The sequence below is a fragment of the Pseudarthrobacter siccitolerans genome (assembly GCF_030823375.1).
GTDB classification, from domain to species: domain Bacteria; phylum Actinomycetota; class Actinomycetes; order Actinomycetales; family Micrococcaceae; genus Arthrobacter; species Arthrobacter siccitolerans_A.
In genome coordinates this window covers 2,755,168-2,777,685 of record NZ_JAUSXB010000001.1, presented here as the reverse complement: position 1 = coordinate 2,777,685, position 22,518 = coordinate 2,755,168, and the positions used below count along the sequence as shown (strand labels likewise).

The 22,518-nt window shown below is 65.6% G+C and carries 25 protein-coding genes; 18 read left to right on the top strand and 7 right to left on the bottom strand.

Annotation, left to right across the window (positions count from 1 at the left end; genetic code table 11):
* Positions 1-103 precede the first annotated feature (103 nt).
* The 12 genes from QFZ36_RS12970 (at position 104) to QFZ36_RS12915 (ending at position 12,200) form a co-directional block, all read left to right on the top strand.
* Positions 104-1,432 (top strand): extracellular solute-binding protein, encoded by a 1,329-nt coding sequence (locus QFZ36_RS12970; protein WP_306637025.1) that lies wholly within the window; start codon positions 104-106, stop codon positions 1,430-1,432.
* Positions 1,429-2,364: a carbohydrate ABC transporter permease gene (locus tag QFZ36_RS12965; RefSeq protein ID WP_306637024.1), complete on the top strand. Its 936-nt coding sequence runs from the start codon at positions 1,429-1,431 to the stop codon at positions 2,362-2,364. The genes QFZ36_RS12970 and QFZ36_RS12965 overlap by 4 nt, the downstream gene beginning before the upstream one ends.
* 1 nt (position 2,365) lies before the next feature.
* Positions 2,366-3,271, top strand: a complete 906-nt coding sequence (locus QFZ36_RS12960) for a carbohydrate ABC transporter permease (protein ID WP_306637023.1) — start codon at positions 2,366-2,368, stop codon at positions 3,269-3,271.
* A gap of 12 nt (positions 3,272-3,283) precedes the next feature.
* Positions 3,284-4,477, top strand: coding sequence for a Gfo/Idh/MocA family protein (locus QFZ36_RS12955; RefSeq protein ID WP_306637022.1), 1,194 nt, complete (start codon positions 3,284-3,286; stop codon positions 4,475-4,477).
* 38 nt (positions 4,478-4,515) lie between these two features.
* On the top strand, positions 4,516-5,520 hold the full coding sequence (locus QFZ36_RS12950) for a sugar phosphate isomerase/epimerase family protein (protein ID WP_306637021.1): 1,005 nt from the start codon (positions 4,516-4,518) through the stop codon (positions 5,518-5,520).
* 33 nt (positions 5,521-5,553) lie between these two features.
* Positions 5,554-6,252, top strand: a complete 699-nt coding sequence (locus QFZ36_RS12945; protein WP_306637020.1) for a ThuA domain-containing protein — start codon at positions 5,554-5,556, stop codon at positions 6,250-6,252.
* Complete coding sequence (locus tag QFZ36_RS12940; RefSeq protein WP_306637019.1) at positions 6,237-7,364, top strand: Gfo/Idh/MocA family protein; 1,128 nt, start codon at positions 6,237-6,239, stop codon at positions 7,362-7,364. The genes QFZ36_RS12945 and QFZ36_RS12940 overlap by 16 nt, the downstream gene beginning before the upstream one ends.
* 149 nt (positions 7,365-7,513) lie before the next feature.
* A complete protein-coding gene (locus QFZ36_RS12935; RefSeq protein ID WP_306637018.1) occupies positions 7,514-7,963 on the top strand; it encodes a helix-turn-helix transcriptional regulator in 450 nt (149 codons plus the stop codon).
* Positions 7,960-8,382, top strand: a complete 423-nt coding sequence (locus QFZ36_RS12930) for a VOC family protein (protein WP_306637017.1) — start codon at positions 7,960-7,962, stop codon at positions 8,380-8,382. The genes QFZ36_RS12935 and QFZ36_RS12930 overlap by 4 nt, the downstream gene beginning before the upstream one ends.
* A gap of 92 nt (positions 8,383-8,474) precedes the next feature.
* On the top strand, positions 8,475-10,868 hold the full coding sequence (locus tag QFZ36_RS12925) for an excinuclease ABC subunit UvrA (protein WP_306637016.1): 2,394 nt from the start codon (positions 8,475-8,477) through the stop codon (positions 10,866-10,868).
* 5 nt (positions 10,869-10,873) lie between these two features.
* Positions 10,874-11,446: an MOSC domain-containing protein gene (locus tag QFZ36_RS12920; RefSeq protein WP_306637014.1), complete on the top strand. Its 573-nt coding sequence runs from the start codon at positions 10,874-10,876 to the stop codon at positions 11,444-11,446.
* A gap of 28 nt (positions 11,447-11,474) precedes the next feature.
* On the top strand, positions 11,475-12,200 hold the full coding sequence (locus QFZ36_RS12915) for an SDR family NAD(P)-dependent oxidoreductase (protein ID WP_306639201.1): 726 nt from the start codon (positions 11,475-11,477) through the stop codon (positions 12,198-12,200).
* Positions 12,201-12,256: 56 nt separating this feature from the next.
* On the opposite strand, the gene QFZ36_RS12910 is transcribed toward QFZ36_RS12915, so the two are convergent.
* The 3 genes from QFZ36_RS12910 to QFZ36_RS12900 all read right to left on the bottom strand — a co-directional run bounded on the left by QFZ36_RS12910 (position 12,257) and on the right by QFZ36_RS12900 (position 14,745).
* On the bottom strand, positions 12,257-13,624 hold the full coding sequence (locus QFZ36_RS12910) for a ferredoxin reductase family protein (RefSeq protein WP_306637012.1): 1,368 nt from the start codon (positions 13,622-13,624) through the stop codon (positions 12,257-12,259).
* 73 nt (positions 13,625-13,697) lie between these two features.
* Positions 13,698-14,003 carry a hypothetical protein gene (locus QFZ36_RS12905; RefSeq protein WP_306637010.1) on the bottom strand — a complete coding sequence of 102 codons (306 nt, stop codon included), beginning with the start codon at positions 14,001-14,003 and terminating at the stop codon, positions 13,698-13,700.
* A 148-nt stretch (positions 14,004-14,151) separates the two neighbouring features.
* Entirely contained in the window at positions 14,152-14,745 is a 594-nt protein-coding gene (locus QFZ36_RS12900; protein ID WP_306637008.1) for a hypothetical protein, read from the bottom strand.
* Positions 14,746-14,994: 249 nt separating this feature from the next.
* Between QFZ36_RS12900 and QFZ36_RS12895 the strand changes: the two genes are divergently transcribed.
* A complete protein-coding gene (locus QFZ36_RS12895) occupies positions 14,995-15,375 on the top strand; it encodes a rhodanese-like domain-containing protein (RefSeq protein WP_306637006.1) in 381 nt (126 codons plus the stop codon).
* Between the two features lie 100 nt (positions 15,376-15,475).
* On the opposite strand, the gene QFZ36_RS12890 is transcribed toward QFZ36_RS12895, so the two are convergent.
* The 3 genes from QFZ36_RS12890 to QFZ36_RS12880 are packed head-to-tail and all read right to left on the bottom strand — an operon-like array spanning position 15,476 to position 16,723.
* Positions 15,476-15,913, bottom strand: a complete 438-nt coding sequence (locus QFZ36_RS12890) for a hypothetical protein (RefSeq protein ID WP_306637005.1) — start codon at positions 15,911-15,913, stop codon at positions 15,476-15,478.
* A gap of 4 nt (positions 15,914-15,917) precedes the next feature.
* On the bottom strand, positions 15,918-16,208 hold the full coding sequence (locus tag QFZ36_RS12885) for a hypothetical protein (protein WP_306637003.1): 291 nt from the start codon (positions 16,206-16,208) through the stop codon (positions 15,918-15,920).
* Positions 16,205-16,723 (bottom strand): flavin reductase family protein, encoded by a 519-nt coding sequence (locus tag QFZ36_RS12880; RefSeq protein WP_306637001.1) that lies wholly within the window; start codon positions 16,721-16,723, stop codon positions 16,205-16,207. Before QFZ36_RS12880 ends, QFZ36_RS12885 begins: the two co-directional genes overlap by 4 nt.
* A gap of 244 nt (positions 16,724-16,967) precedes the next feature.
* Between QFZ36_RS12880 and QFZ36_RS12875 the strand changes: the two genes are divergently transcribed.
* The 3 genes from QFZ36_RS12875 (at position 16,968) to QFZ36_RS12865 (ending at position 18,537) form a co-directional block, all read left to right on the top strand.
* The gene (locus QFZ36_RS12875) at positions 16,968-17,543 is read left to right on the top strand and encodes a GNAT family N-acetyltransferase (RefSeq protein WP_306636999.1); all 576 of its coding nucleotides are present in this window, start codon (positions 16,968-16,970) and stop codon (positions 17,541-17,543) included.
* 75 nt (positions 17,544-17,618) lie between these two features.
* On the top strand, positions 17,619-18,008 hold the full coding sequence (locus QFZ36_RS12870) for a VOC family protein (RefSeq protein ID WP_306636997.1): 390 nt from the start codon (positions 17,619-17,621) through the stop codon (positions 18,006-18,008).
* A 70-nt stretch (positions 18,009-18,078) separates the two neighbouring features.
* Entirely contained in the window at positions 18,079-18,537 is a 459-nt protein-coding gene (locus QFZ36_RS12865; RefSeq protein ID WP_306636995.1) for an SRPBCC family protein, read from the top strand.
* A 29-nt stretch (positions 18,538-18,566) separates the two neighbouring features.
* Here the strand turns inward: QFZ36_RS12865 and QFZ36_RS12860 are convergent, their stop codons facing one another.
* The gene (locus QFZ36_RS12860) at positions 18,567-20,066 is read right to left on the bottom strand and encodes an FAD-dependent monooxygenase (protein ID WP_306636993.1); all 1,500 of its coding nucleotides are present in this window, start codon (positions 20,064-20,066) and stop codon (positions 18,567-18,569) included.
* Between the two features lie 169 nt (positions 20,067-20,235).
* Between QFZ36_RS12860 and QFZ36_RS12855 the strand changes: the two genes are divergently transcribed.
* A complete protein-coding gene (locus QFZ36_RS12855) occupies positions 20,236-21,132 on the top strand; it encodes a LysR family transcriptional regulator (protein WP_306636991.1) in 897 nt (298 codons plus the stop codon).
* A 207-nt stretch (positions 21,133-21,339) separates the two neighbouring features.
* Entirely contained in the window at positions 21,340-22,437 is a 1,098-nt protein-coding gene (locus tag QFZ36_RS12850; RefSeq protein WP_306636989.1) for a tartrate dehydrogenase, read from the top strand.
* Positions 22,438-22,518 lie beyond the last annotated feature (81 nt).

Below are 22,518 nucleotides of genomic sequence, written 5' to 3'. Positions count from 1 at the left end.
ATACCGTGACCTAAATCACCCACTCGAAATGTTTCGACTGGATCGCGGAGCTAGCGGCTCCGCGCAATTAACTTGCAAAGAAGCAAACCCAGATGGAGAAGCAATGAAGCAGCCCCAGACCTCCCGCCGCTCTTTCCTCGCCCTTGCTGCCCTCACTCCCTTCGCCGTTGCGGCGACCACCGCTTGCGGGACATCGGGACCGGGTGCCTCCAGCGGCAGTGGGGGGGCCAGTATGTGGTACCTCTCGGGTGAACCGAACCAAACCACCATGCAGAAGGCGGTGGATGCGTTCAGTTCGGCGAACCCCAACGACAAGATCACGGTGACGTACTTCCAGAACGACGCCTACAAAACCAAGATCAAAACCGCAATCGGCGCCGGCCAGGCGCCGACCATCATCTACGGCTGGGGCGGCGGCGGCCTGAAGACCTATGTCGAGGCCAACCAGGTGGACGACCTGACCAGCTGGTTCGACGAGAACCCGGACCTGAAGAAAAAGTTCTTCCCGTCCTCCTTCGGTGCGGCAACCGTCAACGGAAAGATCTACGCGCTGCCCAACCAGTACGTCGCCCCGATCGTCCTGTTCTACAACAAGGAACTGTTCGAGAAGGCCGGCGTCCAGCCGCCGAAGACCTGGGACGACGTCATGTCACTGGTCAAGACCTTCAACGACATGGGAGTGGCACCCTTCTCCCTCGGAGGACAGTCGCGCTGGACCTCCATGATGTGGCTCGAATACCTGCTGGACCGTATCGGCGGCCCCGGCGTCTTCAATGCCATCTTCGAAGGCAAGCCCAATGCCTGGCTGGACCCGGCTGTGATTGAGACCGGCACCAAGATCCAGGAACTCGTCTCAGCCGAAGGGTTCATCAAGGGCTTCTCCTCGATCACCGCAGACTCCAACGCTGACCAGGCCCTCCTGTTCACGGGCAAGGCAGCCATGATGCTGCACGGTACCTGGACCTACGGCGGTATGAAGAAGAACGGCCAGAACTTCGTCCAGGACGGAAAACTGGGCTTCGTCCAGTTCCCCACGGTTCCGGGCGGCAAGGGCGACCCCAAGAACGGCGTCGGAAACCCGGCCCAGTACATGTCAATCTCCTCCAAGGCCACTGACAAGGAAAAGGAGTCCGCGAAGAAGTTCTTCAAGGACGGCATCCTGACCGAAACGGTGATCGATACCTACATCAACACCGGGTCTGTTCCCATTGTTAACGGAATCGAAGACAAGCTCTCAAAGTCTCCGGACAAGGACTTCCTCAACTTCGTCTACGGCCTGGCCAAGAACGCCCCGACCTTCCAGCAGTCGTGGGACCAGGCCCTGAGCCCCACGGCAGCCGAGGCCCTGCTGAACAACATTGACCAGCTGTTCCTGAAGTCGATCACGCCGCAGCAGTTCGCCGAGAACATGAATGCCACCCTCGGCAAATGAGTAACGCCGTATCCACCGCTGCCAGGACTGCCACCGCCAGAACGGGTATGGAGCAAACCGACAAGCGTAAGGCCGCACTCGCGTGGCTGACACTGCCCGCTTTGTTCTTCTTCGTGGTCTTCGCTGTGGTCCCCCTGGCCGGTGTACTCATCCTGAGTTTCACCAGCTGGGACGGCATCGGTGCCATCGGGGCTGCGGGCCTGAGCAACTGGTTCTCGGTACTCGCGGACCCTGGACTGTACAACGCCCTGGGGCTGACCTTCCTGATCATGATCGTCTCCTGGCTCGTCCAGACACCGATCAGCCTCCTCCTGGGGGTCTTCACCGCAGGAAGCCAGCGCTACCGGGCTGCCCTCGCCGTCCTGTACTTCCTGCCCTTGCTGCTCTCGTCCGCTGCAGTCGCCATTGCCTTCAAGGCCCTGCTCGATCCGAACTTCGGCCTGGCCACCGGCCTTGGACTGCCCTTCCTTGCCCAGGACTGGCTGGGTGTCCCGCACCTGGCCCTGGGCTTGGTCATCTTCGTGATCGCCTGGCAGTTTGTCCCGTTCCATACGCTCATTTACCAGGGCGGCGTGCGGCAGATCCCCAAGTCGCTCTATGAAGCAGCCCAGATCGATGGGGCGGGTACCGTCAAGCAGTTCTTCCACATCACCCTCCCCCAGCTGAAATACACCATCATTACCTCGTCCACGTTGATGGTGGTCGGATCGCTGACGTACTTCGACCTGATCTTCGTCCTCACCGGCGGCGGACCGGGAAACTCCACGCGGATCCTGGCTTTGGACATGTACCTGCGGGGCTTCCGGGCCAACCTGATGGGCCCCGCAAGCGTCATCGCCGTCATTCTCGTCATCATCGGCCTTGCTCTTGCCTTGTTCCTCCAGCGTCTTGGCGGCAAGGACAAGCAGGGCAGCCAATTGGAAGGTTTGTAGGGTGACCACCGTATTGAAAAGCAGCACGAAGGAGGCTGCCTCCGGCTCCCCCGCCAACGCCTCAAGCCCCAAGCGTGGACTCGGTTCCCGCATGAGGCGGCTCAACATTCCCGGCGGCCTTGGCGGCTGGATCTGGCTGGCCATCATCATTCTTCCCGTGTACTACGTGGTGATCACCAGCCTGAAGACGCAGGCAGGGTACTTCGGCCAGAATCCCCTGGCGGTGCCCACGTCACCCACGCTGGAGAACTACCAGATGGTTCTCGAGGCCGATTTCGCCACGTACTTCATGAACAGTGCCATTGTCACGCTCGGTTCCGTGATTCCCACCGTGCTGATTTCCTTCATGGCGTCGTTTGCCATCGTCCGGGGCAGCGGCAGGTTCCTCAAGCTGGTCAACGGAATGTTCCTCATGGGCCTGGCCATCCCGCTTCAAGCCACGATCATCCCGATCTACCTGATGATCATCCGGCTCAACCTGTATGACAGCCTGCTCGCGCTCATGCTGCCGTCCATTGCTTTTGCCATCCCGCTGACGGTGCTGATCCTGTCCAACTTCATCCGCGACGTGCCGAACGAATTGTTCGAATCCATGCGGCTGGACGGCTGCAGTGAATGGCAGACCATGTGGCGGCTGGCCCTGCCGCTGACCCGCCCTGCGATCGTGACCGTCGCGATCTACAACGGCCTGCATGTCTGGAACGGCTTCCTGCTTCCGCTGGTCCTCACCCAGAGCCCCGGCCTGCGCGTCCTTCCCCTGGGTTTGTGGACGTTCCAAGGAGAATTCAGCGTCAACATCCCGGCCGTGCTTGCCTCAGTGGTGCTCAGCACGCTGCCGATCCTGGTGCTCTACGTCATTGGCCGCCGCCAGCTGCTCGCCGGCCTCACCGCCGGCTTCAGCAAGTAGAAAGGAACTTTCATGACCGGAACCAAACCCCTGCGCGTCGGCATGGTGGGCTATGCCTTCATGGGTGCGGCCCACTCCCACGCCTGGCGCACTGCGCCCCGGTTCTTCGACCTGCCCCTGCAGCCTCAGCTCAGGGCTGTGGCCGGAAGGAACGCCGACGGCGTGCGGGCCGCGGCGGACAAGCTTGGCTGGGAGTCGGTGGAGACGGACTGGCGCCGCCTCATCGAGCGGGACGACATCGACCTGATTGACATCTGCACCCCCGGCGACACCCATGCCGAAATAGCCATTGCAGCCCTCGAAGCCGGCAAGCATGTCCTGTGCGAGAAACCACTGGCTAATTCTGTAGAAGAGGCCGAAAGGATGGTCCTCGCCGCGGAGACCGCGGCTAAGCAGGGCATCGCCTCGATGTGCGGCTTCAGCTACCGGCGAACCCCTGCCCTGGCACTGGCCAAGCGGTTCGTCGAGCAGGGCAGGCTCGGGGACATCCGGCACGTCCGGGCCCAGTACCTGCAGGACTGGCTGTCCGACGAGAATGCCCCCATGACCTGGCGGCTGGACAAGAGCAAGTCCGGGTCCGGCTCCCTCGGCGACATCGGAGCGCACAGCATCGACGCCGCCCAGTGGGTCACCGGGCAGAACATCACCGGCGTCTCGGCGCTGCTCGAAACCTTCGTCCCGGAGCGCCCTCTCGCTGGCGATTTGGTGGGCCTGGGCGGGCACGGTGACGTCGGCAGCGACGCGCCCCGCGGACATGTCACCGTGGACGATGCAGCCATCTTCAGCGCACGGTTCGACGGTGGTACTGCGTCAGCGGGCGCCGTCGGCGTCTTTGAAGCCACCCGTTACGCACTGGGCCGGAAGAACGCCATGCGCCTGGAAGTCAACGGAACCAAGGGCTCACTGGCCTTCGACTTCGAGGAAATGAACGTCCTGTCCTTCTATGACGCGGCAGAGTCTCCCGACGCCGGATTCCGCAGGATTTTCGTCACCGAGCCCGAGCACCCATACGTCGGGAACTGGTGGCCCACCGGCCACGGACTGGGGTACGAACACGGCTTCACGCACCAGGTGGTGGACCTCGTCACCGCGATCGGTGAAGGCCGCCAACCGGAACCGTCCTTCGCCGACGCCCTCCAGGTCCAGCAGGTCCTCGCGGCCGTGGAATCCAGCGCCGCGAACTCCAGCCAGTGGCAAAAAGTCTGAGCAACACCGACCGGCGCCAGTACAACCAAGGAAACCTGATGACACGACCAATCACGCTTTTTACCGGCCAGTGGGCCGACCTGCCCTTTGAGGAGGTGGCCCGGCTCGCCGGCGAGTGGGGCTTCGACGGGCTCGAAATTGCCTGCTGGGGCGACCACCTGGACCCCCGCCGCGCCGCGGAAGACGACAACTACCTCCAGGGCCGGCTGGACATCCTGGAAAAAAACAACCTGCGCGTCTTCGCCATCGCCAACCACCTCACCGGCCAGGCCGTCTGCGATGACCCCATCGACGAACGCCACCAAGGCATCCTCTCCACCGAAATCTGGGGCACCGGCGAACCCGAAGGAGTACGCCGCCGGGCCGCCGAATCAATGAAAGACACCGCCCGGGCAGCCGCCCGCCTCGGCGTGAACACCGTCACCGGGTTCACCGGCTCCTCCATCTGGAAAGCCGTCGCCATGTTCCCGCCCGCCTCCGAAACCATGATCGACGCCGGCTACCAGGACTTCGCGGACCGCTGGAACCCCATCCTGGACGTCTTCGAAGAACAAGGCGTCCGGTTCGCCCTGGAAGTCCACCCCTCCGAAATCGCCTACGACTACTGGACCACCAAACGCACCCTCGAAGCCATCGGGCACCGCAAGAGCTTCGGGCTGAACTTCGACCCGTCCCACTTCATCTGGCAAGACCTGGACCCGGTAATGTTCCTGCAGGACTTCGCCGAACACATCCTCCACGTCCACGTAAAAGAATCCATCCGCCAACTCGACGGCCGCAACGGACGCCTCGGCTCCCACCTGGCCTGGGCAGATCCCCGCCGCGGCTGGGACTTCGTCACCGCAGGCCACGGGGACGTGCCATGGAACCGGATCTTCCGGACCCTGAACGCCATCGGCTACAACGGCCCCACCAGCATCGAATGGGAAGACGCCGGCATGGACCGCCTCACCGGCGCCCCGCAGGCACTGGCCATGGTCCAGGAACTCGCCAGGATCGCCCCGCCCACAGCCGCGTTCGACGCCGCCTTCACCAGCCACTAAAACGCCACCATCCCACAATTAAGGAACCACTTCATGACCGAGAATAAGAACGCCCTGGTGGTCCGCGGCGGCTGGGACGGCCACCAGCCCTACGAAGCCACCGAACTCTTCATCCCCTACCTCAAAGACAACGGCTACGACGTCCGCGTCGAAGAATCACCCAAGGTCTACGCCGACACCCACTACATGGCAGGCGTGGACCTGATCATGCAATGCATGACCATGACCACCATCGAAAAAGACGAACTCGCCGGGCTCCGCACCGCCGTCGAAAACGGCACCGGCCTGGCCGGCTGGCACGGCGGGATCGCCGATTCCTACCGCAACAACTCCGACTACCTCCACCTGATCGGCGGCCAGTTCGCCTGCCACCCCGGCAAGCACCCCGACCAATGCACCGGCGAACAGTCAGACAACTACATGCCCTACACCGTCAACATGCTCCCCGCAGCCGCCGAACACCCCATCACCAAAGGCCTCAAGGACTTCGACCTGGTCACCGAACAGTACTGGGTCCTCTCCGACGACTACATCGACGTCCTGGCCACCACCACCCAAAAAGCCCGGGAATGGGACCCCTGGAACCGCGAAGTCACCTCCCCCGCCATCTGGACCCGCCAATGGGGCAAAGGCCGCATCTTCGTCACCACCCCCGGCCACCGCGTCGAAATCCTCCAAAACACCAACATCCGCACCATCATCGAAAGGGGCCTGCTATGGGCAAGCCGCTGAAAGTAGGAATCGTCGGCTGCGGCGCCATCATCGCGCAGTACCTCACCAACTTCCGGAAACTCGAGGACGTCGAACTGGTGGCGGTAGCGGATTTGGATCCCGCACGCGCCAAGGCTGCGGCGGAGCAGTACGAGGGCGTTCGCGCCGTTTCCGTGGACGAGCTCCTCGCGGCGGACGACGTCGAACTGGTCCTGAACCTCACCATCCCCGCCGCGCACGCTGAGGTGGCGCTGAAGGCCATCGCCGCGGGCAAAAGCGTGTACGGCGAGAAGCCCCTTGCCGCGACAACTGCGGAGGCACGCCAGGTGCTGGAGGCAGCACGCGAGGCAGGCGTCGCCGTCGGCTGCGCTCCGGATACGGTACTGGGCACCGGCATCCAGACCGCCCGCAAGGCAATCGATGACGGGCTGATCGGTGCGCCCATCTCTGCCTCCGCCACGATGGTGACACCCGGCCACGAGCGCTGGCACCCGAATCCGGATTTCTACTACCAGCCCGGCGGCGGCCCGCTCCTGGACATGGGCCCCTACTACGTCACCGCCCTGGTAACGCTGCTGGGCCCGGTGGTCTCGGTGATGGGCGCCGCGAGCCACACCCGCAATGAACGGACCATCGGTTCCGGCCCCCGGCAGGGAGAAAAGGTCCCCGTGGACATCGACTCCCACGTCACCGGCGTCCTGGTCCACGCCTCCGGTGCGCTCTCCACCCTGTTCATGAGCTTCGACGCCGTGAAGTCCAAGTCGCCGAACATCGAGATCCACGGGGAACGCGGATCGCTGGTTGTGCCGGACCCCAACCACTTCGATGGCGAGGTCCAGCTGTTCTCCCTGGGCGCCGAGGCCTGGGAGACCCTTCCGGTCTCCGCCGGGTACGTTGATTCGGGGCGCGGCTTCGGCATCGCAGACCTCGCGTCCACCCCTGAAGGCGCAGAGCCCCGTGCGGGCGGAGCCCTGGCCTACCATGCCCTGGAAGTCATGGAATCCGTGCTCGAATCAGCCCACACCGGTTCCGCCGTACGCATCAGCAGCACGGTGGAACGGCCCGACAGCGTCGAGTTGACCGTCCTGACCGGCGGGATGGACAGGCTCCAGGCCCAGGGGGCCGCTTCCTAGAAAGGTTTACGGCCGGCCCGGGAAGCCGCTGTCCGATGCCGGGCAGGGTTCGCAAACTGCGTTCCCTGCCCGGCATTGTGCTGCCGTCCGGGCCCGCTCCGGTCCTGCCCCTCTGGACAACTCCCCCGCCGCGTAGCACGATCTGAGGTGTGACCACCAGCCCCCTCTCCGATGCGCGCTTTCGTGAGCTGCGGGACCTTCGCCGCGTCAAGGACCGGATCGACCGGGAATACGCGCAACCGCTGGATGTTGAATCCCTGGCCCGCGGCGTCCACATGTCGGCCGGTCACCTGAGCCGCAGGTTCAAGCTCGCCTACCAGGAATCGCCGTACAGCTACCTCATGACCCGGCGCATCGAACGGGCCATGGCGCTGCTGCGCCGCGGTGACCTTTCCGTCACGCAGGTGTGTTTCGCCGTCGGCTGTTCCTCGCTGGGGACCTTCAGCACCCGCTTCACGGAACTGGTGGGCATGCCGCCCAGCGTCTATAAACAGGAGGCAGCCGTCTCGACGGCGGGCATCCCGGCGTGCGTGGCGAAACAGGTCACCAGACCGGTCAGGAATCGAGAAGCGCGCGCGCCGGAGCCGCAACTAGCATGACGTTCATGAACAAGATCAGCATTTCCTCAACGTTCCTTCCGCATACCGATCCCGACGCCTCCCTGGCGTTTTACCGCGACGCCCTGGGCTTCGAGGTCCGCAACGATGTTGGCCGCGGCACCATGCGCTGGATCACCGTGGGCCCTGCCGGGCAGCCGGACGTGTCCATCGTCCTGCACCCGCCGGCCGTGGATCCGGGCATCACCGACGACGAACGCCGCACCATCGCCGAGATGATGGCCAAGGGCACCTACGCCACGGTCGTGCTGTCCTCCCCGGACGTGGACGCCGCGTTCGCCACAGTGGAAGCGAGCGGGGCCGACGTCGTCCAGGAACCCGTCGACCAGCCCTACGGAATCCGCGACTGCGCCTTCCGCGACCCGGCAGGCAACACCGTCCGCATCAACCAGCAGCCCTGAGCTGGGAGGATTGAAACCAGTGGCGCCGGGGGGAGGCTGCCGGCGCAGTCTCCCCCGGCACGACAAACCGCAGCCCAACAGATGGAGACCCGATGAGCACGGACACCAGTACTGATCCCCGGACCAACGGGCTGCACGTTGCCGACGCCCACGACCTGATCCGTGTGCAAGGCGCGCGGGAAAACAACCTCAAGGACGTCAGCGTCGAGCTGCCCAAGCGCCGCCTGACCGTATTCACGGGTGTGTCCGGCTCGGGCAAGAGCTCCCTGGTGTTTGCCACCATCGCTGCTGAGTCGCAGCGGATGATCAACGAAACCTACAGCGCGTTCGTGCAGGGCTTTATGCCGTCGCTGGCCCGGCCCGAGGTGGACTTCCTGGAGGGCCTGACCACGGCGATCATCGTGGACCAGGAGCGGATGGGCGCCAACCCGCGCTCCACCGTGGGCACGGCCACCGACGCGAACGCGATGCTGCGCATCCTCTTCAGCCGGCTGGGCTCCCCCTATGGTGGGCCGCCCACGGCCTTTTCCTTCAACGTGCCCACCCGCAAAGCAAGCGGCGTCATGTCCACGGAGAAGAGCGGCGGCCGGGTGGAGAAAGCGGTCGTCCAGCAGGCCGTTTACCTGGGCGGCATGTGCCCGCGGTGCGAGGGCATGGGGGCGGTCAGCGACATCGACCTCACGGCCCTGTACGACGACGACAAGTCCCTCGGTGACGGAGCGCTGCTCGTTCCGGGCTACTCGATGGACGGCTGGTACGGGCGCCTGTTCGAGGGCATGGGGCTGCCCATGGACAAGCCCATTGCCAAATTCACCAAAAAGCAGCTGGAAACGATGCTGTACGCGGAGCCCACCAAGATCAAGGTGGAGGGCGTCAACCTGACGTTCGAGGGGATCATCCCCAAGATCCAGAAGTCCATGCTGTCCAAGGACCCCGAGGCCATGCAGCCGCACGTGCGCCGGTTTGTGGAGCGGGCCGTGACGTTCCAGACCTGTCCGGAGTGCCACGGCACCCGGTTGACGCAGCAGGCGCTGTCCTCGAAGATCAACGGCAAGAACATCGCCGAGCTGTGCCAGATGCAGATCAGCGACCTCGCCGAGTGGATCCGCGGTCTCAAGGACCCCTCGGTGGCTCCCCTGCTCAAGGGGCTCCAGCACCTGCTGGACTCGTTCTCCGACATCGGCCTGGGCTACCTGAGCCTGGACCGTCCCGCCGGTACGCTGTCCGGTGGCGAGGCCCAGCGCACCAAGATGATCCGGCACCTCGGTTCTTCGCTCACCGACGTCACCTACGTCTTTGACGAGCCGACCATCGGGCTGCACCCGCACGACATCGAACGCATGAACCAGCTGCTGCTGCAACTGCGGGACAAAGGCAACACCGTGCTGGTGGTGGAGCACAAGCCGGAAACCATCGCCATCGCCGACCACGTCGTCGACCTCGGTCCCGGGGCCGGCACCGCCGGTGGCACAGTCTGTTTTGAAGGCAGCGTCGAGGGCCTACGGGCCAGCGACACCATCACAGGGCGCCACCTGGGAGACCGCGCGTCACTCAAGGAAGCGGTCCGGATGGCCTCCGGCGCGCTGGAAGTCCGAGGGGCGTCGACGCACAACCTGCAGGCGGTGGACGTCGACATCCCCCTGGGTGTCCTGACGGTGGTTACCGGCGTGGCCGGCTCGGGCAAGAGCTCGCTGATCCACGGCTCGGTGGCCAAGCGCGAGGGCGTGGTGGTGATCGACCAGGGCGCCATCAAGGGGTCCCGGCGCAGCAACCCGGCCACGTACACGGGCCTGCTGGAGCCCATCCGCAAGGCGTTCGCCAAGGCCAACGGGGTGAAGCCGGCACTGTTCAGCTCGAACTCCGAGGGCGCGTGCCCCACCTGCAACGGCGCCGGCGTCATCTTCACCGAACTGGGCGTGATGGCCACCGTGGAGTCCCCGTGCGAGGACTGCGAGGGCCGCCGCTTCCAGGCCTCTGTGCTGGAATACACCCTCGGCGGCAAGAACATCGCCGACGTGCTGGCCATGTCCGTGACCGAGGCCGCCGCCTTCTTCGCCGAAGGCGAGGCCAAAACCCCGGCGGCGCGTACCGTCCTGGACCGGCTCGAGGACGTGGGCCTGGGCTACCTCAGCCTCGGCCAGCCGCTCACCACGCTTTCAGGCGGCGAGCGCCAGCGGCTCAAGCTCGCCACCCAGATGGCCGAGAAGGGCGACGTGTACGTCCTCGATGAGCCCACCACCGGCCTGCACCTGGCCGACGTCGAGAACCTGCTGGGCCTGCTGGACCGGCTGGTCGATTCCGGCAAGTCCGTGATCGTTATCGAGCACCACCAGGCAGTGATGGCGCACGCGGACCGGATCATCGACCTGGGTCCGGGAGCAGGGCACGACGGCGGGCGGATCGTTTTCGAGGGCACTCCCGCCGAGCTGGTGGCCGACGCTTCCACGCTAACCGGCAAGCACCTGGCTGCGTATGTTGGTGCTTAGGCGGCATGACGGAAACCTATAGGTACGACGTCGAGATCCTGCACCTGCTGGTGTCACCCGCTCATGCCTACTTTGGCCGGGCCCGGGACGGCGCTGCAGACGTGCCAACGTTCGACGCCGAGACCGCGGAGGTGGTGGCCGGCAAGGGCATTGTGGGTGACCGGTTCTTCGGCAAGGCCGCGCACATGGACGCTGCGGTGACCCTGTTCGCCGCCGAGTCCCTGGAAACCATGGCCACGGAACTGGAAGCCGGGCCGTTTGATCCCCTGGCAACCCGGCGGAACGTGATCCTCCGCGGCGCGCACCTGACTCCGCTGCTGGGGCAGGACTTCGCGCTGGAATCCGGCGGCTCGGTGGTTGGGTTCCATGGCGGCCGCCCCGCGCACCCGTGCGCCTGGATGAACGAGGTCCTGGCACCGGGGGCCCATGCTGCGATGCGCGGCCGGGGCGGCATTCGTTGCCGGGCACTCTCCGATGGGATTCTGCACCGCGGCCCTGCGGTGCTGGTCAGCCCTGTTCCGCTGGATCCCGGGCAGGCGGGGGTTCCGTCGCTGCTGCGGCCGGGCCGGCTGCCGTAGTTGCGTCTGTGCGATAGGAGGAGGAGTAATCATGCGTGTTTTTGTCACCGGCTCTGCTGATGGTCTGGGACCGGCTACGGCGCAGACCCTTTTGGACAACGGCCACGACGTTATTGTCCATGTCCGGAATACTGCCCGTTTGGGCGCGGTAAATGATCTCGTGGATCGCGGGGCCACAGCCGTGGTGGGCGACCTCTCCGACTTGGAACAGACGCGTGGCGTCGCTCAAAAAGTCAACGCCCTCGGTCCGGTGGACGCCGTCATCCACAACGCGGGGGTCCTGCACAGCCGGGACATCTTTCAGGTCAACGTTGCGGCACCCTATCTGCTCACTGCGCTCATTAACCGGCCGCAGCGGCTGGTCTACCTCAGCAGCGGCATGCACCGCGGCGGCCACGCCGATCTCAGCAGGCTCGAAGGGGGCACGGGGAAGGTGACCTACTCGGACAGCAAGCTCTACCTCACAGCCCTTGCAGCCGCCGTCGCCCGTTTATGGCCGGACGTCCTCAGCAATGCCGTGGATCCTGGCTGGGTGCCCACCAGGATGGGCGGCGCTGGCGCCCCGGACGACCTGCGGCTCGGCCACCTGACGCAGGAATGGCTCGCCACCAGCAATGACCCGGCAGCCCTGACCAGTGGCGGTTACTGGTTCCACCAGCACCGGGAGAAGCCGCATCCTGCGGCTCGCGACGAGCGGTTCCAGAACGGACTCCTGGACCACTTGGTCGACATCACGGGCGAGCGGCTGGCCTGACCAGGTCCACCCACCAGCTGTTCCGCTCGGTGGCTGAAGCGGCAGCCTTGCGGGACCTAGAAGATGAATTCCTCCTGGTGCAGTTGCCGGCGCGGCAGCCCGGCCTGGGTCAGGGCTGCTCTCGCGGCGGCGGAGAAGCGGGGGGATGCGCAGATGTATACGTCGCGGGCTGCAAGGTCAGGGATCATTGTCCTCAGGCTCTGGGCGGTGATCGCGTTTCGCGGGTCGGCCGCTGGTCCGGTCAGGAAGATCAATTGCGCTCCACGATGCCGGGCGATGTGTTCGAGTTCGTCACGAAAGAGCACCTCTTCCGGGGAGGATGCCCTGTATAGCAGGGTCAGGTCTTGTCCGGGTACCGGCAGTGTCTCGAAGAGGGCACGCATGGGGGTGATTCCCACCCCTCCGCCGATGAGCAGTGCTCCGCGGCCCTGGCGGCGCTCTTTGGTCATGGCGCCGTACGGGCCTTGCGCCAGGACTCGTGTGCCGGCTCGTACTGAGTGGATCAACCTCGTGCCATCACCCACGGCTTTGACGGTTATGCGCAGGAACTGGTCGTGCGGCGGGGCGGAGAGTGAGAAAGGGTGGGAGGACTGCCAGGTGGCGCTGGTCAGGAACCTCCAGCGGAAAAACTGTCCGGATTCGGCGTTTAGTTCGTTGAGGTGACGGCCGCGAAGGATGATGCTGACCACTCCGTTTCCCTCGTCGAGGACATGATCGACACGAAGGCGGTGGCGCAATAGCTGCGTGAGCGGAGCCAGGACCCGGTACCGCAGTATCAACCCAAAGCTGAACGTGTACAGGAGGCTCCACGCCACCTGAACGAGCGGTAGTCCGGCGAGGTCCGGCCCCGCCAGTTCATGGGAAAAGGACAAGGCGATGGCCACATACGTCATCAGATGAAGAAAGTGCCAGGTTTCGTACGTTAGCTTTCGGCGTACGCTCCGGGCCGAGATGATGCCGACGGACAGGAAGATCACGGTGCCCGTAGTGGCTGCGATAAGGCCGGGCATGCGGAGGACGTCGGTGGCAGCCGCCCACAGGGTGGTGCGTTGGCTGGTTGCCCAGGTGGCGGTCGCGGCGAAGCCGTGGATCAGGATCAGGCAGAAGATGGCCTTGCCGCCCATCCCGTGCCATCGGGCCAGCCGGTCGGCGCCGACGCCCCGTTCCAGCGAAGGGGCGCGGGACATGAGGGCAACCATGACTGTGACCCCGTATCCGGCGAGCAGGCCGGAGATGTGGGCCAGGAGCGGCAGGTTCCAACGCAATGGCTGAGGGGCGCTGATTGCGGCCAGGGCAGTGGCCGCGACAGCGCCGGCAGCGACCAGCCAGAGCACCGCAGCCGGCGAAATGATCCGCGAACCACTCACGTCGGGCCAACCGGCATATGGCGGCCCGCTCCCTGTGCGGTCGGCTGATACTGTCATCGTCGTCTTCTTCCTTCGGGGCGGACAAAGAGCCCGCCACCGCGTATTTGTTATGTTGAGGGACAGTCGTCCGCTACCTCCCCCGCCCCTGGTCCCGGCCGCGGGCCGTCCTGTCCCTGGCTGGAGCGGGCAGGACCTGCTGTTGAAGGGGCGGTGTGAGCGCCGGTGAGTTGCCCGTGGTTGTCTCCGCGGAGACGGTTGCCTGCTGAACGGGCGAGACCGCCGGTGCGTTCAGCCCGAGTTGCAGACCGGTGATGACGGCGGCGCCGACGACCGTGATGGACAGTGCCCGCTGGAGCCATGCCCACGCCCCGGCCCGGCCGCCTGGGGCCACCCCCGGCGGCCTCAAACGTGGACGCGCCGGGGCTGGGGTGCTCATTGCCGGAAGCTCCGGGCCCTGGTCCTCACCCGGGCGATGGGGCGGCAGATGGTCAATGGTCCTCCTAATGGCGGGTGTTCCGGAGCCAACGCGGTTAACTCCTCCGGCGGGAGCAGCAGTGCTGCCTCCGCCAGAGGAATCGGGTTGGTTAGTGGCCGCCCTTGCCGGTTTCGGTGGCGGTGATGGTGAAGTTGGCGTCGAGCTTGACGGTGGCGCGGGTGCCGTCAGTCTTGGTGATGTGGGCTTCGTACACGGCGGTGCCGTCGCCCTCAGTTTCCATGCGGTCAACGGAGGCACCGGCGTTGGCGGCCAGAACCGCCTCCTGGACCTTGGCAGCGGTGTCTCCGGTCAGTTCGGTTTCGTTTCCACCCTGCCCGTGCCCGTGGCCGCCCTTTCCGCCCGTTTCGGTGGCGGTGATGGTGAAGTTGGCGTCGAGCTTGACGGTGGCGCGGGTGCCGTCAGTCTTGGTGATGTGCGCTTCGTACACGGCGGTGCCGTCGCCCTCAGTTTCCATGCGGTCAACGGTGGCGCCGGCGTTGGCGGCCAGAACCGCCTCCTGGACCTTGGTAGCGGTCTCCCCGGTCAGTTCGGTTTCCTGCACATGCTTTGACCTGTCGACTGCGGTGGTTGACGTAGTGGTGGTGGCAGCGCTGGCAGGCAGTGCCATAGCGGTGAGGGCTCCGCCGCCGACGAGGGCGCCGATCAGGGTAGCGCCTGCCGCGATTTTCCGGACCTTGTTCACAATGATGCTCCTTCTGGATCCGCTCCGGACTTCGAAGCTGTTCCTATCCTCAAACCGGAACCTGTCCAAGCTCTTTCACGGTGCTGTGCGCACGCTGTGAGTGCTTTTGATTGCGTCATTTATGAACCAGTTTTGGCCTGCGTTACCCGGCGTTTCGCAAGGTTGAGTCCGGTGACGGCCGGGGTGCGGGACGGGCGGGAGATCCGTAGGGTCATGCCATGTCCAAGCCGCCAATAGAAGGAGCAGACCATGAGCGAACAGAACACCCAGGATGCCCAGCTGATCAGCGCTGACCAGGCCGCCCGGCTGATTGAGGAGGGCGTCCTCCTGATCGATGTCCGCAGCGAAGCCGGCCGGGCCAGCACCGGAAGCATCCCGGGCGCGGTAGTAGTTGACCGCGAAAACGTGGCACAGGACTTCGGCCCGGACTTGGACTCCCGGCTTCCCCAGGTAACTGGCACCGACCAGAAAATCGTGGTGTTCTGCGGCTCCGTGAATGGCTCCGGCCCGGTGGCGCAGAAGCTCAAGGTGCTCGGATACTCGCAGGCCGTGCATGTCGACGGCGGCTTCCTGGCCCTGCGCGACGCCGGCGTCACCACCACAGGCCCCGTCGTCCAAGCAGCTGTCTAACCGTCAGCGGCAACCCGGCTCCAGCCAAGACAAAGCGCGGCAGCCGTCGTCGTAATTCCTCCCCAGGGGACCCCGACGGCGGCTCCCGGGCTTTTTGGCGTTACACCGCGGGAGCCTCCAGCGGAACGATCTGAGCCGCGGGCGCCTTCTCGGTCAGTGCGTAGTGGAAGACCCGTCCATCCAGGGTTTCCAGGCGGCCGCGCGGTTCAACCCTGAACCATTCGTGGCCGGCCACGGCGTGGGCCCACGCATCCGCTTCCTCCCAGTACACGTCACCGGACCGGCGGTCCGGGTGGAGGTGCATGGCCACGGAAATCATAAAAGGGGCGTCCTCGAGGGTGGCGCGCTGGGCGAAACAGACAACGTCCACGCTGACTCCGTGGTTGACGCACGAGGCTTTGCGGGCCATCGCTGTCGCGGCGCCCTCCACTCCGCCTTCCCGGATCTCCTGCCACGCCAGGGAGTACATTTGGCGTCGGAGCAGGGAAAGCTCGTCGGCGCAGGTCGCCTGGATCCTGCGGGTGAGTGTGCTGATCATGCCGTCACGCTCCTGCCGGATGCAGGCGGACGCCGTCCCGGTTGCCGTGCATCTGGCGGCCCGTTCCGCCCAGGCTGACCACCCAGACAATGCGGGAGTCGGGGGTTTTGGCATCAACGCGGCCCCGGTACGCCGGCCCTTCCGGCAGGATGACCTCAACGGCTGACCCGACGGCGATGGCGGACCAGTCCTGCGCGGTGTACACGTTTTGGGCCTCCTCCAGCTGAAGTCCGACGGCGGCTGCCGGGCCCGGGCGCCGGACCCGTCCCCGCGAGTGGGACCTGGCCCCTGTCATGCGGCCTCCTCCAGCCGGCGGGCGCGGGGTTCCACTCCTTCGAAGTAGGTGCCCTTGAAGAAGAGAAGCGGCTCGGCGCCTTCCCGTGCCCCCAGGGCACGGACAGCACCCACCACGATGGTGTGGTCGCCGCCGTCATACTCTTCATGCAGCTCGCAGTCCACCCAGGCGAGCGCTTGGCCCAGTACCGGGTTGCCCAGCGGCGAAGCAGAATAGTCCACGCCGGCGAACTTGTCGGTGCCGGAGCGGGCAAACTGGGCTGCCAGGTGCTGGTGCTCCGCGGGCAGGATGTTCACGGTAAAGCGGCCCGCCTTGCGCAGCTGCGGCCAGGTGCTGGAGCTGCGGGCCGGGCTGAAGGTGACCAGGGCGGGGTCCAGCGAGAGGGAAGAGAAGGACTGGCAGGTGAAGCCGGCGGGGCCGTTGTCCGTAGCTGCGGTAATGACGGTCAGCCCGGAGGCAAAGTGGCCCAGGACGTGGCGCAGGCGGTGCGGGGTGAGATCAAAGTGTTCCGTCATGTTCTTTCCTTTCGAGACCGGTGGTTCCAACCAACCACCCGTCAACGTGCTGTTCAATCGGACGCGAAACGCACTGACGCCGTACGCAATACGCGGTCATGGCCCGCCGCATGGAGTAACGAAAAGGGGCTCCTGACCAGCACCGACGGCGCGGGAATTAAGGAAGCGGTACACACGGCGCAACCTCGGGAAACGCAGCTCAACGGCTTTAGGGCTGCCGGATGCTGGGCCGTACCGTGGACCGATGACTTTTATTGTGCGCCGGGCACGCCCCGACGAATACGGGAACATCGGGCAACTCACGCTGACCGGATTCGGACACCTGGAACCCGGCGCTTCCCTCCCGGACGAGGAACGCCTCGCCCTGCTTCTGGACGCCGAGGGCCGCGACCACCAGGGAGTTTTGCTGGTTGCCGAGGGCACCGACGGCGGGCTCCTGGGCACTGCAAGCATCTTTCCCCACGGCGTCCCCTACGCCCGCCAGGCCCGTGCGGGTGAAGCGGAGCTGCGGCTGCTCGCCGTCCTCCCGGCAGCCCGGAAACAGGGGCTGGGTGCTGCACTCCTTGCGGAAGGCGCCAAGATTGCAGCGGAGTGGGGCGCCGAACGGTTGGTCCTGGATACCGGGCAGCACAACCTGCGTTCGCAGCGCCTTTACGTCCGGTTCGGTTTTGAACACCGGCCTGAGCGGGACGTCCACCGTGAGCCACCCAAAGTCCCGCTCTCCGTTTTCACCCTCGACCTGCCGCACCGCTCCGGCCCGGCTGCCGCGGCCTCGCGTCTAGGTGCAGCCACTGAAAGCCGGGACAACGCCGTCGTCTGATGCTGTCCACGGAAGCCGCAAGAAACTCCTGCCTGTCCCGCCCCTGAAAGGGTCTCCGAAGGATACTGTGGGCGGATGGAGATGCGCCTTGAGGTTGTGCAGGTACCCGTGTCCGACGTTGACCGGGCAAAGTCCTTCTATACGGAGAATCTGGGCTTCGTGCTGGACCACGATGTGGAGCACGTTCCCGGGATGAGGGTGGTCCAGCTGACGCCGCCGGGTTCGGCTGCTTCGATCGTTATTGGTACTGGAATGACGGCCATGCCGCCGGGCAGCCTGGAGGGGCTGCAGCTGGTGGTGCCTGACATGGGCGCTACCCGCGACGAACTCGTGCGCCGGGGTGCGGACATCAGCGAGGTCCAGGACATGGGCGGCGTGCTGTTTGCCCACTTCGCCGATCCGGACGGCAACCGCTGGGTCCTCCAGGGCGCCACGCCGCCGGACGTCAGGGAGGCGCACCTATAGCGGCTCCCCCGGCTCCCTTGTGCCCCGGCCGTAAAAGGTCACACTGGAAACATCCTGTAAGGAGCTGGACATGCCGAAAGTGGAAGCGGTTGTCGAATCCCCTCTCCCGCCACAAACAGTGCGGGAAGGCCTGCTGGACTTTAGCCCAGGCCGGCCGGAGAGCTGGCCCGGCATTTATGCGCCCCTGTACGAGGTGTACGAAGTGGGGGACACCTACGCGGACATCAGGGAGGGCAGCAAAGTTCCCGGCGGAGTTATCTGGGCCAAGGAACACTACGACTGGTCAGATCCGGACACAGTGACGTGGACCGTCCGCGAAAGCAATTTCTGCGCACCGGGAAGCTACGTGAGTGCGCGGATCACGCCGGCCGGATCCGGGGGATCGCGCATCCACATCACCTGGAACCGGACCCCGACAAGCCTGGCCGGCAGGGTCGCCGCGTTCCTGATCGTCGCGACAAGGGGCGCGCCCGTGACAGGCTCCCTGCGCATGGGGTTGAAGCGGCTGGAAGCCAAGGGGTCGAGCTAGCCGGCGCCGGGCACACCCCTGCTCGGGTCCTATCCGGCAGCAGACCACCCGAACCATGCCCCGAACGCCTCTTTGAGGCCCGCGTCGCTTCCGTCCCCCACCCAGGCCACATAGCCGTCGGGCCGGACCAGAACGGCCACAGGAGCAGGGACCTCCCCGAGAACCGGCAGTTCCCAGGGCCCGCCGTACTTGGCGTCGACCAGCTTCACCGCCTCCGGCCGCGGCAGAGTCTCGAACGCCCCCGGCTCCCCGAGATTCAGCAGCAGCGGACGTGCGTCGTGCAGCAGCGAAAAGACTCTCCGGGGCCCCTCGGGAGTGACAAGGTCGACGTCGGGCATCCGGCGTCCGAGCAGCGCGTGCCCCTCGCCCAGGCCGTAGTGGACGTCCAGGCCGGACTGCATTCCGGCGAACCGCTTCCGTGGCTCCTCCATGCCCAGGAGCTCGGAAACCACCTCCCCTGCCGCCCTGATCCGCGGGTCCGGGCGGCGCAGTGCGCTCTGGGCCATGGTGTTGCGCAGCACCCGCGCAGCCACCGGTTGCCGCTCGGCATGGTACGTATCCAGCAAGCTTTCGGAGGCTGCCGCTTTAACCACCTGCGCCAGTTTCCAGCCCAGGTTCACGGCGTCCTGCACCCCAATGTTCAGGCCCTGGCCGCCGTCCGGGGCGTGGACGTGGGCGGCGTCGCCAGCGAGCAAAATCCGCCCCTTGCGATAGGCGTCTGCCTGCCGGGTCATGTCCGTGAACCGCGAGATCCAGATGGGGTTATGCGCCCCGTAATCGGTGCCGCAGACGGCAATCAGGGCCGCGCTGAGATCGGCCAGGGTGGGTTCCTTCGACGGACCCACGTGCTCCTCGGTCACCATCACCCCCACCGGCCCGCTGTCCGCGTAAACCACCTTGCCGTCCACAATCTTGTACTCGCGCCGCCCGAAGGAGTGGATGCCGAAAGCATTCTGATGAACACCGAACTCCGGCTGCCCGGTCATCTCCACCTCGGCAATCAACGCACTGGTGGTGGGATCCCACCCAGGAAAACCGATATCGGACGCCTTGCGCACAAGGCTCCTGCCGCCGTCGCACCCCACCACGTAGTCGGCCCGCAGCGTCCTGCCGTCCTCAAGGTAAAGGTCGACGCCGGCACTATCCTGCGCGAGGCCGGTCACCTCCTCGCCGCGGTAGAACGTCACAGCCTGCTCCGCGACCCAGCCTGCCAGGATGCGTTCGATATGGTTCTGCCACAGCCCCAGTCCGTAGGGATGGCGGGAGGGAAAGTCGCTGATGTCCAGGCGGGTCTGCGCGAATCCTGCCACCTGGGCCATCTGCCCCTCGGCGATGAACCGTTCGGCGATGCCCCGTTGATCCAGGACTTCAAGGGTCCGCGCGTGCAGCCCACCTGCCCGCGCACCTGCAAGCTCCTGGGTGGGGCGCCGCTCCACGATGGCCACATCAACCCCTGCCAGTGCCAGCTCCCCAGCCAGCATCAATCCCGTGGGGCCCCCGCCCACAATCACTACCGCATGCTCAGTCATCGCGTCTGCTCCCGTTCTCCCGGTTGAGGCCTCTGCGATTATCCGGCTCCCACCGGGCCTTGCGGCAAGCCCCACCCGGGGCGATACATTGGAAATGGAAGGAGTGCATCAACGTCCCCTTCCGTCTGCCGTTCCACCCGGTCAGGCCCAACCGGCAAAAGGAGCAGGCGTGGATACCCGCAAACTCAAGTACTTCCTCGCGGTGGTGGACCACGACGGCTTCAACCGTGCTGCGGAGCATCTACTGATCGCCCAGCCGTCCTTGAGCCAGACCATCGCCAGCCTGGAGAAGGAACTGGGCGTCCCGCTCTTCCACCGGATAGGACGAAAAGCGGTACTTAGCGAAGCCGGCAAGGAGCTCGTGGGCCCGGCGCGCCTGGTCATGCGGGACCTGGACGCCGCCCAGTCCGCGGTCCAGGCACTGCGTGGCATCCGCAGCGGGCGGCTGGACATCATCACCATGCCCTCGCCCGGCATCGAGCCGCTCACGTCCATGATTGCCGAGTTCACCAGGCTCCACCCCTCCGTCCGGTTGAACGTCGGCGCCGCCTTCACGCCCGAGGAAGTCATCGACTCCGTCCGCAGCGGCAGCACGGAGATCGGCCTGGCCGGCTCCCCCACACCCATCAGGGTCCCCGGCGTCCAAGTCCTGGAACTCGAACGCCAGCCATTGATCCTCATCGTCAACCCGCAGGCAGACACCTTCCCGGCCGACGGAAAGGCCATCCAGCGCGAAGATCTCGGCGGCCACCGCATCATCGCCAGCCAGCGCGGGTCCCTGATGCGCTGGCTGGTCGACGACGCCCTCGCGCACGGTGTCGAGGTGGAAATCGTCGTCGAAGTTGCCCACCGGACCTCCATCCTGCCGCTGGTACTCGCGGGCGTGGGCCATGCGGTGATGCCGTCGTCGTGGGCTCCAACAGCCCACAAGGCGGGCCTCCGCACGCTGCTCATCGAACCGGTACACCACCTGGACGTGGCCGTCCTGAGCCGCAAGGAAAACCTGACGCCGGCAGCGAGGGCCTTCCTCGGCGTCGCAGCCCGGCACACGGAAGACAGGCAGTAACCACCCCATCGGTTGCTCCGATAACGCCGTTTTGGTCCCCAAGGGCGTTATCTCAGCAGTCGATGGAGGAAACACATAGGCGTGTCCTATCAGGCGTATCGAAACTAAGTCTTGGACGCTGCCTGCCCGCGGGCCGTCTACTTGAAGAGGAAGGACAGTGTGACCGCGCTAACAGGCCCACTGCAAACACTCAACGAGGAGGCTGGCATGAGCGCCACCCAGACATTCAGCATCGCTTCGATTCCCGCCGACGGCGTGGGCAAGGAAGTTGTTTCCGCCGGCCGCCGCGTCCTGGACGCCCTGGCTCAGAACTCCGACGGCAAGTTTGCCTTCGACTGGACCGAGTTCCCCTGGGGCTGCGGCTACTACGAAAAGACCGGCCAGATGATGGACCCCAAGGGCTTGGAAGCCCTGAAGGATTTCGACGCCATCTACTTCGGCGCCGTCGGCTGGGAAAACGTCCCGGACCACATCAGCCTCTGGGGCCTGCGCCTGAATATCACCCAGAACTTCGACCAGTGGGCCAACATCCGCCCCGTGAAGTTCCTGCCCGGCATCCAGTCCCCGCTCCGCAAGGCTGACAACACCGAGCTCGATTGGGTTGTGGTCCGCGAGAACAGCGAAGGCGAATACGCCGGCCTGGGCGGCCGCAACCTGAGCGGCCGCGGCCCCGGCAACGAGGTGGCACTGCAGACCGCACTGTTCACCGAGAAGGGCTGCGAGCGCATCATGCGCTTCGCCTTCGACCTGGCCCGGACCCGCACGGTGAAGAAGGTTTCCTCCGTCACCAAGTCCAACGCCCAGCAGTACGGCATGGTCCTTTGGGACGAAGTCTTCAACCGCGTGGCCCTGGACTACCCGGACGTGCAGACCGAAAGCGTCCTGGTGGATGCCATGAGCGCGAAGTTCATCCTCAAGCCCGAGGACCTGTCCGTGGTGGTGGCGTCCAACCTGAACGCGGACATCCTCTCCGACCTGGGTTCCGCACTTGCCGGCAGCCTGGGCCTGGCCGCGAGCGCCAACCTGAACCCGGAGCGCCGCTTCCCGTCCATGTTCGAACCGGTCCACGGTTCCGCTCCGGACATCGCCGGCCAGGGCATCAGCAACCCGATCGGCGCCATCGCCAGCGCCGCCCTGATGCTGGACCACTTCGGCCTGCACGAGGAGGCCCGCCGGGTGGAAGCCGCCATCGAAGCCGCCACCGGCTCGGGCCACCTGACCCGCGACGTCGGCGGCAACGCGAAAACCGACGACGTCACCGAGGCGATCATCAAGGCGCTGACCCTCGCCCCCGCCGCCGTCTAGCAAGTCTTTTCCGCGGAGGTCCCAAGCTAAGCGACGTCCCGAGGGCCCCGACACGAGCTTGCGAGCGTTGGGCAGGGACCT

Excerpts from the sequence above, each read along its gene's own strand:
- QFZ36_RS12885 (WP_306637003.1), bottom strand. The coding sequence starts at position 16,208 with ATGACAGGGGCCAGGTCCCACTCGCGGGGACGGGTCCGGCGCCCGGGC.
- QFZ36_RS12865 (WP_306636995.1), top strand. The coding sequence starts at position 18,079 with ATGCCGAAAGTGGAAGCGGTTGTCGAATCCCCTCTCCCGCCACAAACA.
- QFZ36_RS12945 (WP_306637020.1), top strand. The coding sequence starts at position 5,554 with ATGACCGAGAATAAGAACGCCCTGGTGGTCCGCGGCGGCTGGGACGGC.
- QFZ36_RS12970 (WP_306637025.1), top strand. The coding sequence starts at position 104 with ATGAAGCAGCCCCAGACCTCCCGCCGCTCTTTCCTCGCCCTTGCTGCC.
- QFZ36_RS12890 (WP_306637005.1), bottom strand. The coding sequence starts at position 15,913 with ATGATCAGCACACTCACCCGCAGGATCCAGGCGACCTGCGCCGACGAG.
- QFZ36_RS12905 (WP_306637010.1), bottom strand. The coding sequence starts at position 14,003 with ATGAGCACCCCAGCCCCGGCGCGTCCACGTTTGAGGCCGCCGGGGGTG.
- QFZ36_RS12940 (WP_306637019.1), top strand. The coding sequence starts at position 6,237 with ATGGGCAAGCCGCTGAAAGTAGGAATCGTCGGCTGCGGCGCCATCATC.
- QFZ36_RS12880 (WP_306637001.1), bottom strand. The coding sequence starts at position 16,723 with ATGACGGAACACTTTGATCTCACCCCGCACCGCCTGCGCCACGTCCTG.
- QFZ36_RS12860 (WP_306636993.1), bottom strand. The coding sequence starts at position 20,066 with ATGACTGAGCATGCGGTAGTGATTGTGGGCGGGGGCCCCACGGGATTG.
- QFZ36_RS12920 (WP_306637014.1), top strand. The coding sequence starts at position 10,874 with ATGACGGAAACCTATAGGTACGACGTCGAGATCCTGCACCTGCTGGTG.
- QFZ36_RS12930 (WP_306637017.1), top strand. The coding sequence starts at position 7,960 with ATGACGTTCATGAACAAGATCAGCATTTCCTCAACGTTCCTTCCGCAT.
- QFZ36_RS12950 (WP_306637021.1), top strand. The coding sequence starts at position 4,516 with ATGACACGACCAATCACGCTTTTTACCGGCCAGTGGGCCGACCTGCCC.
- QFZ36_RS12925 (WP_306637016.1), top strand. The coding sequence starts at position 8,475 with ATGAGCACGGACACCAGTACTGATCCCCGGACCAACGGGCTGCACGTT.
- QFZ36_RS12910 (WP_306637012.1), bottom strand. The coding sequence starts at position 13,624 with ATGACAGTATCAGCCGACCGCACAGGGAGCGGGCCGCCATATGCCGGT.
- QFZ36_RS12965 (WP_306637024.1), top strand. The coding sequence starts at position 1,429 with ATGAGTAACGCCGTATCCACCGCTGCCAGGACTGCCACCGCCAGAACG.
- QFZ36_RS12870 (WP_306636997.1), top strand. The coding sequence starts at position 17,619 with ATGGAGATGCGCCTTGAGGTTGTGCAGGTACCCGTGTCCGACGTTGAC.
- QFZ36_RS12955 (WP_306637022.1), top strand. The coding sequence starts at position 3,284 with ATGACCGGAACCAAACCCCTGCGCGTCGGCATGGTGGGCTATGCCTTC.
- QFZ36_RS12895 (WP_306637006.1), top strand. The coding sequence starts at position 14,995 with ATGAGCGAACAGAACACCCAGGATGCCCAGCTGATCAGCGCTGACCAG.
- QFZ36_RS12875 (WP_306636999.1), top strand. The coding sequence starts at position 16,968 with ATGACTTTTATTGTGCGCCGGGCACGCCCCGACGAATACGGGAACATC.
- QFZ36_RS12850 (WP_306636989.1), top strand. The coding sequence starts at position 21,340 with ATGAGCGCCACCCAGACATTCAGCATCGCTTCGATTCCCGCCGACGGC.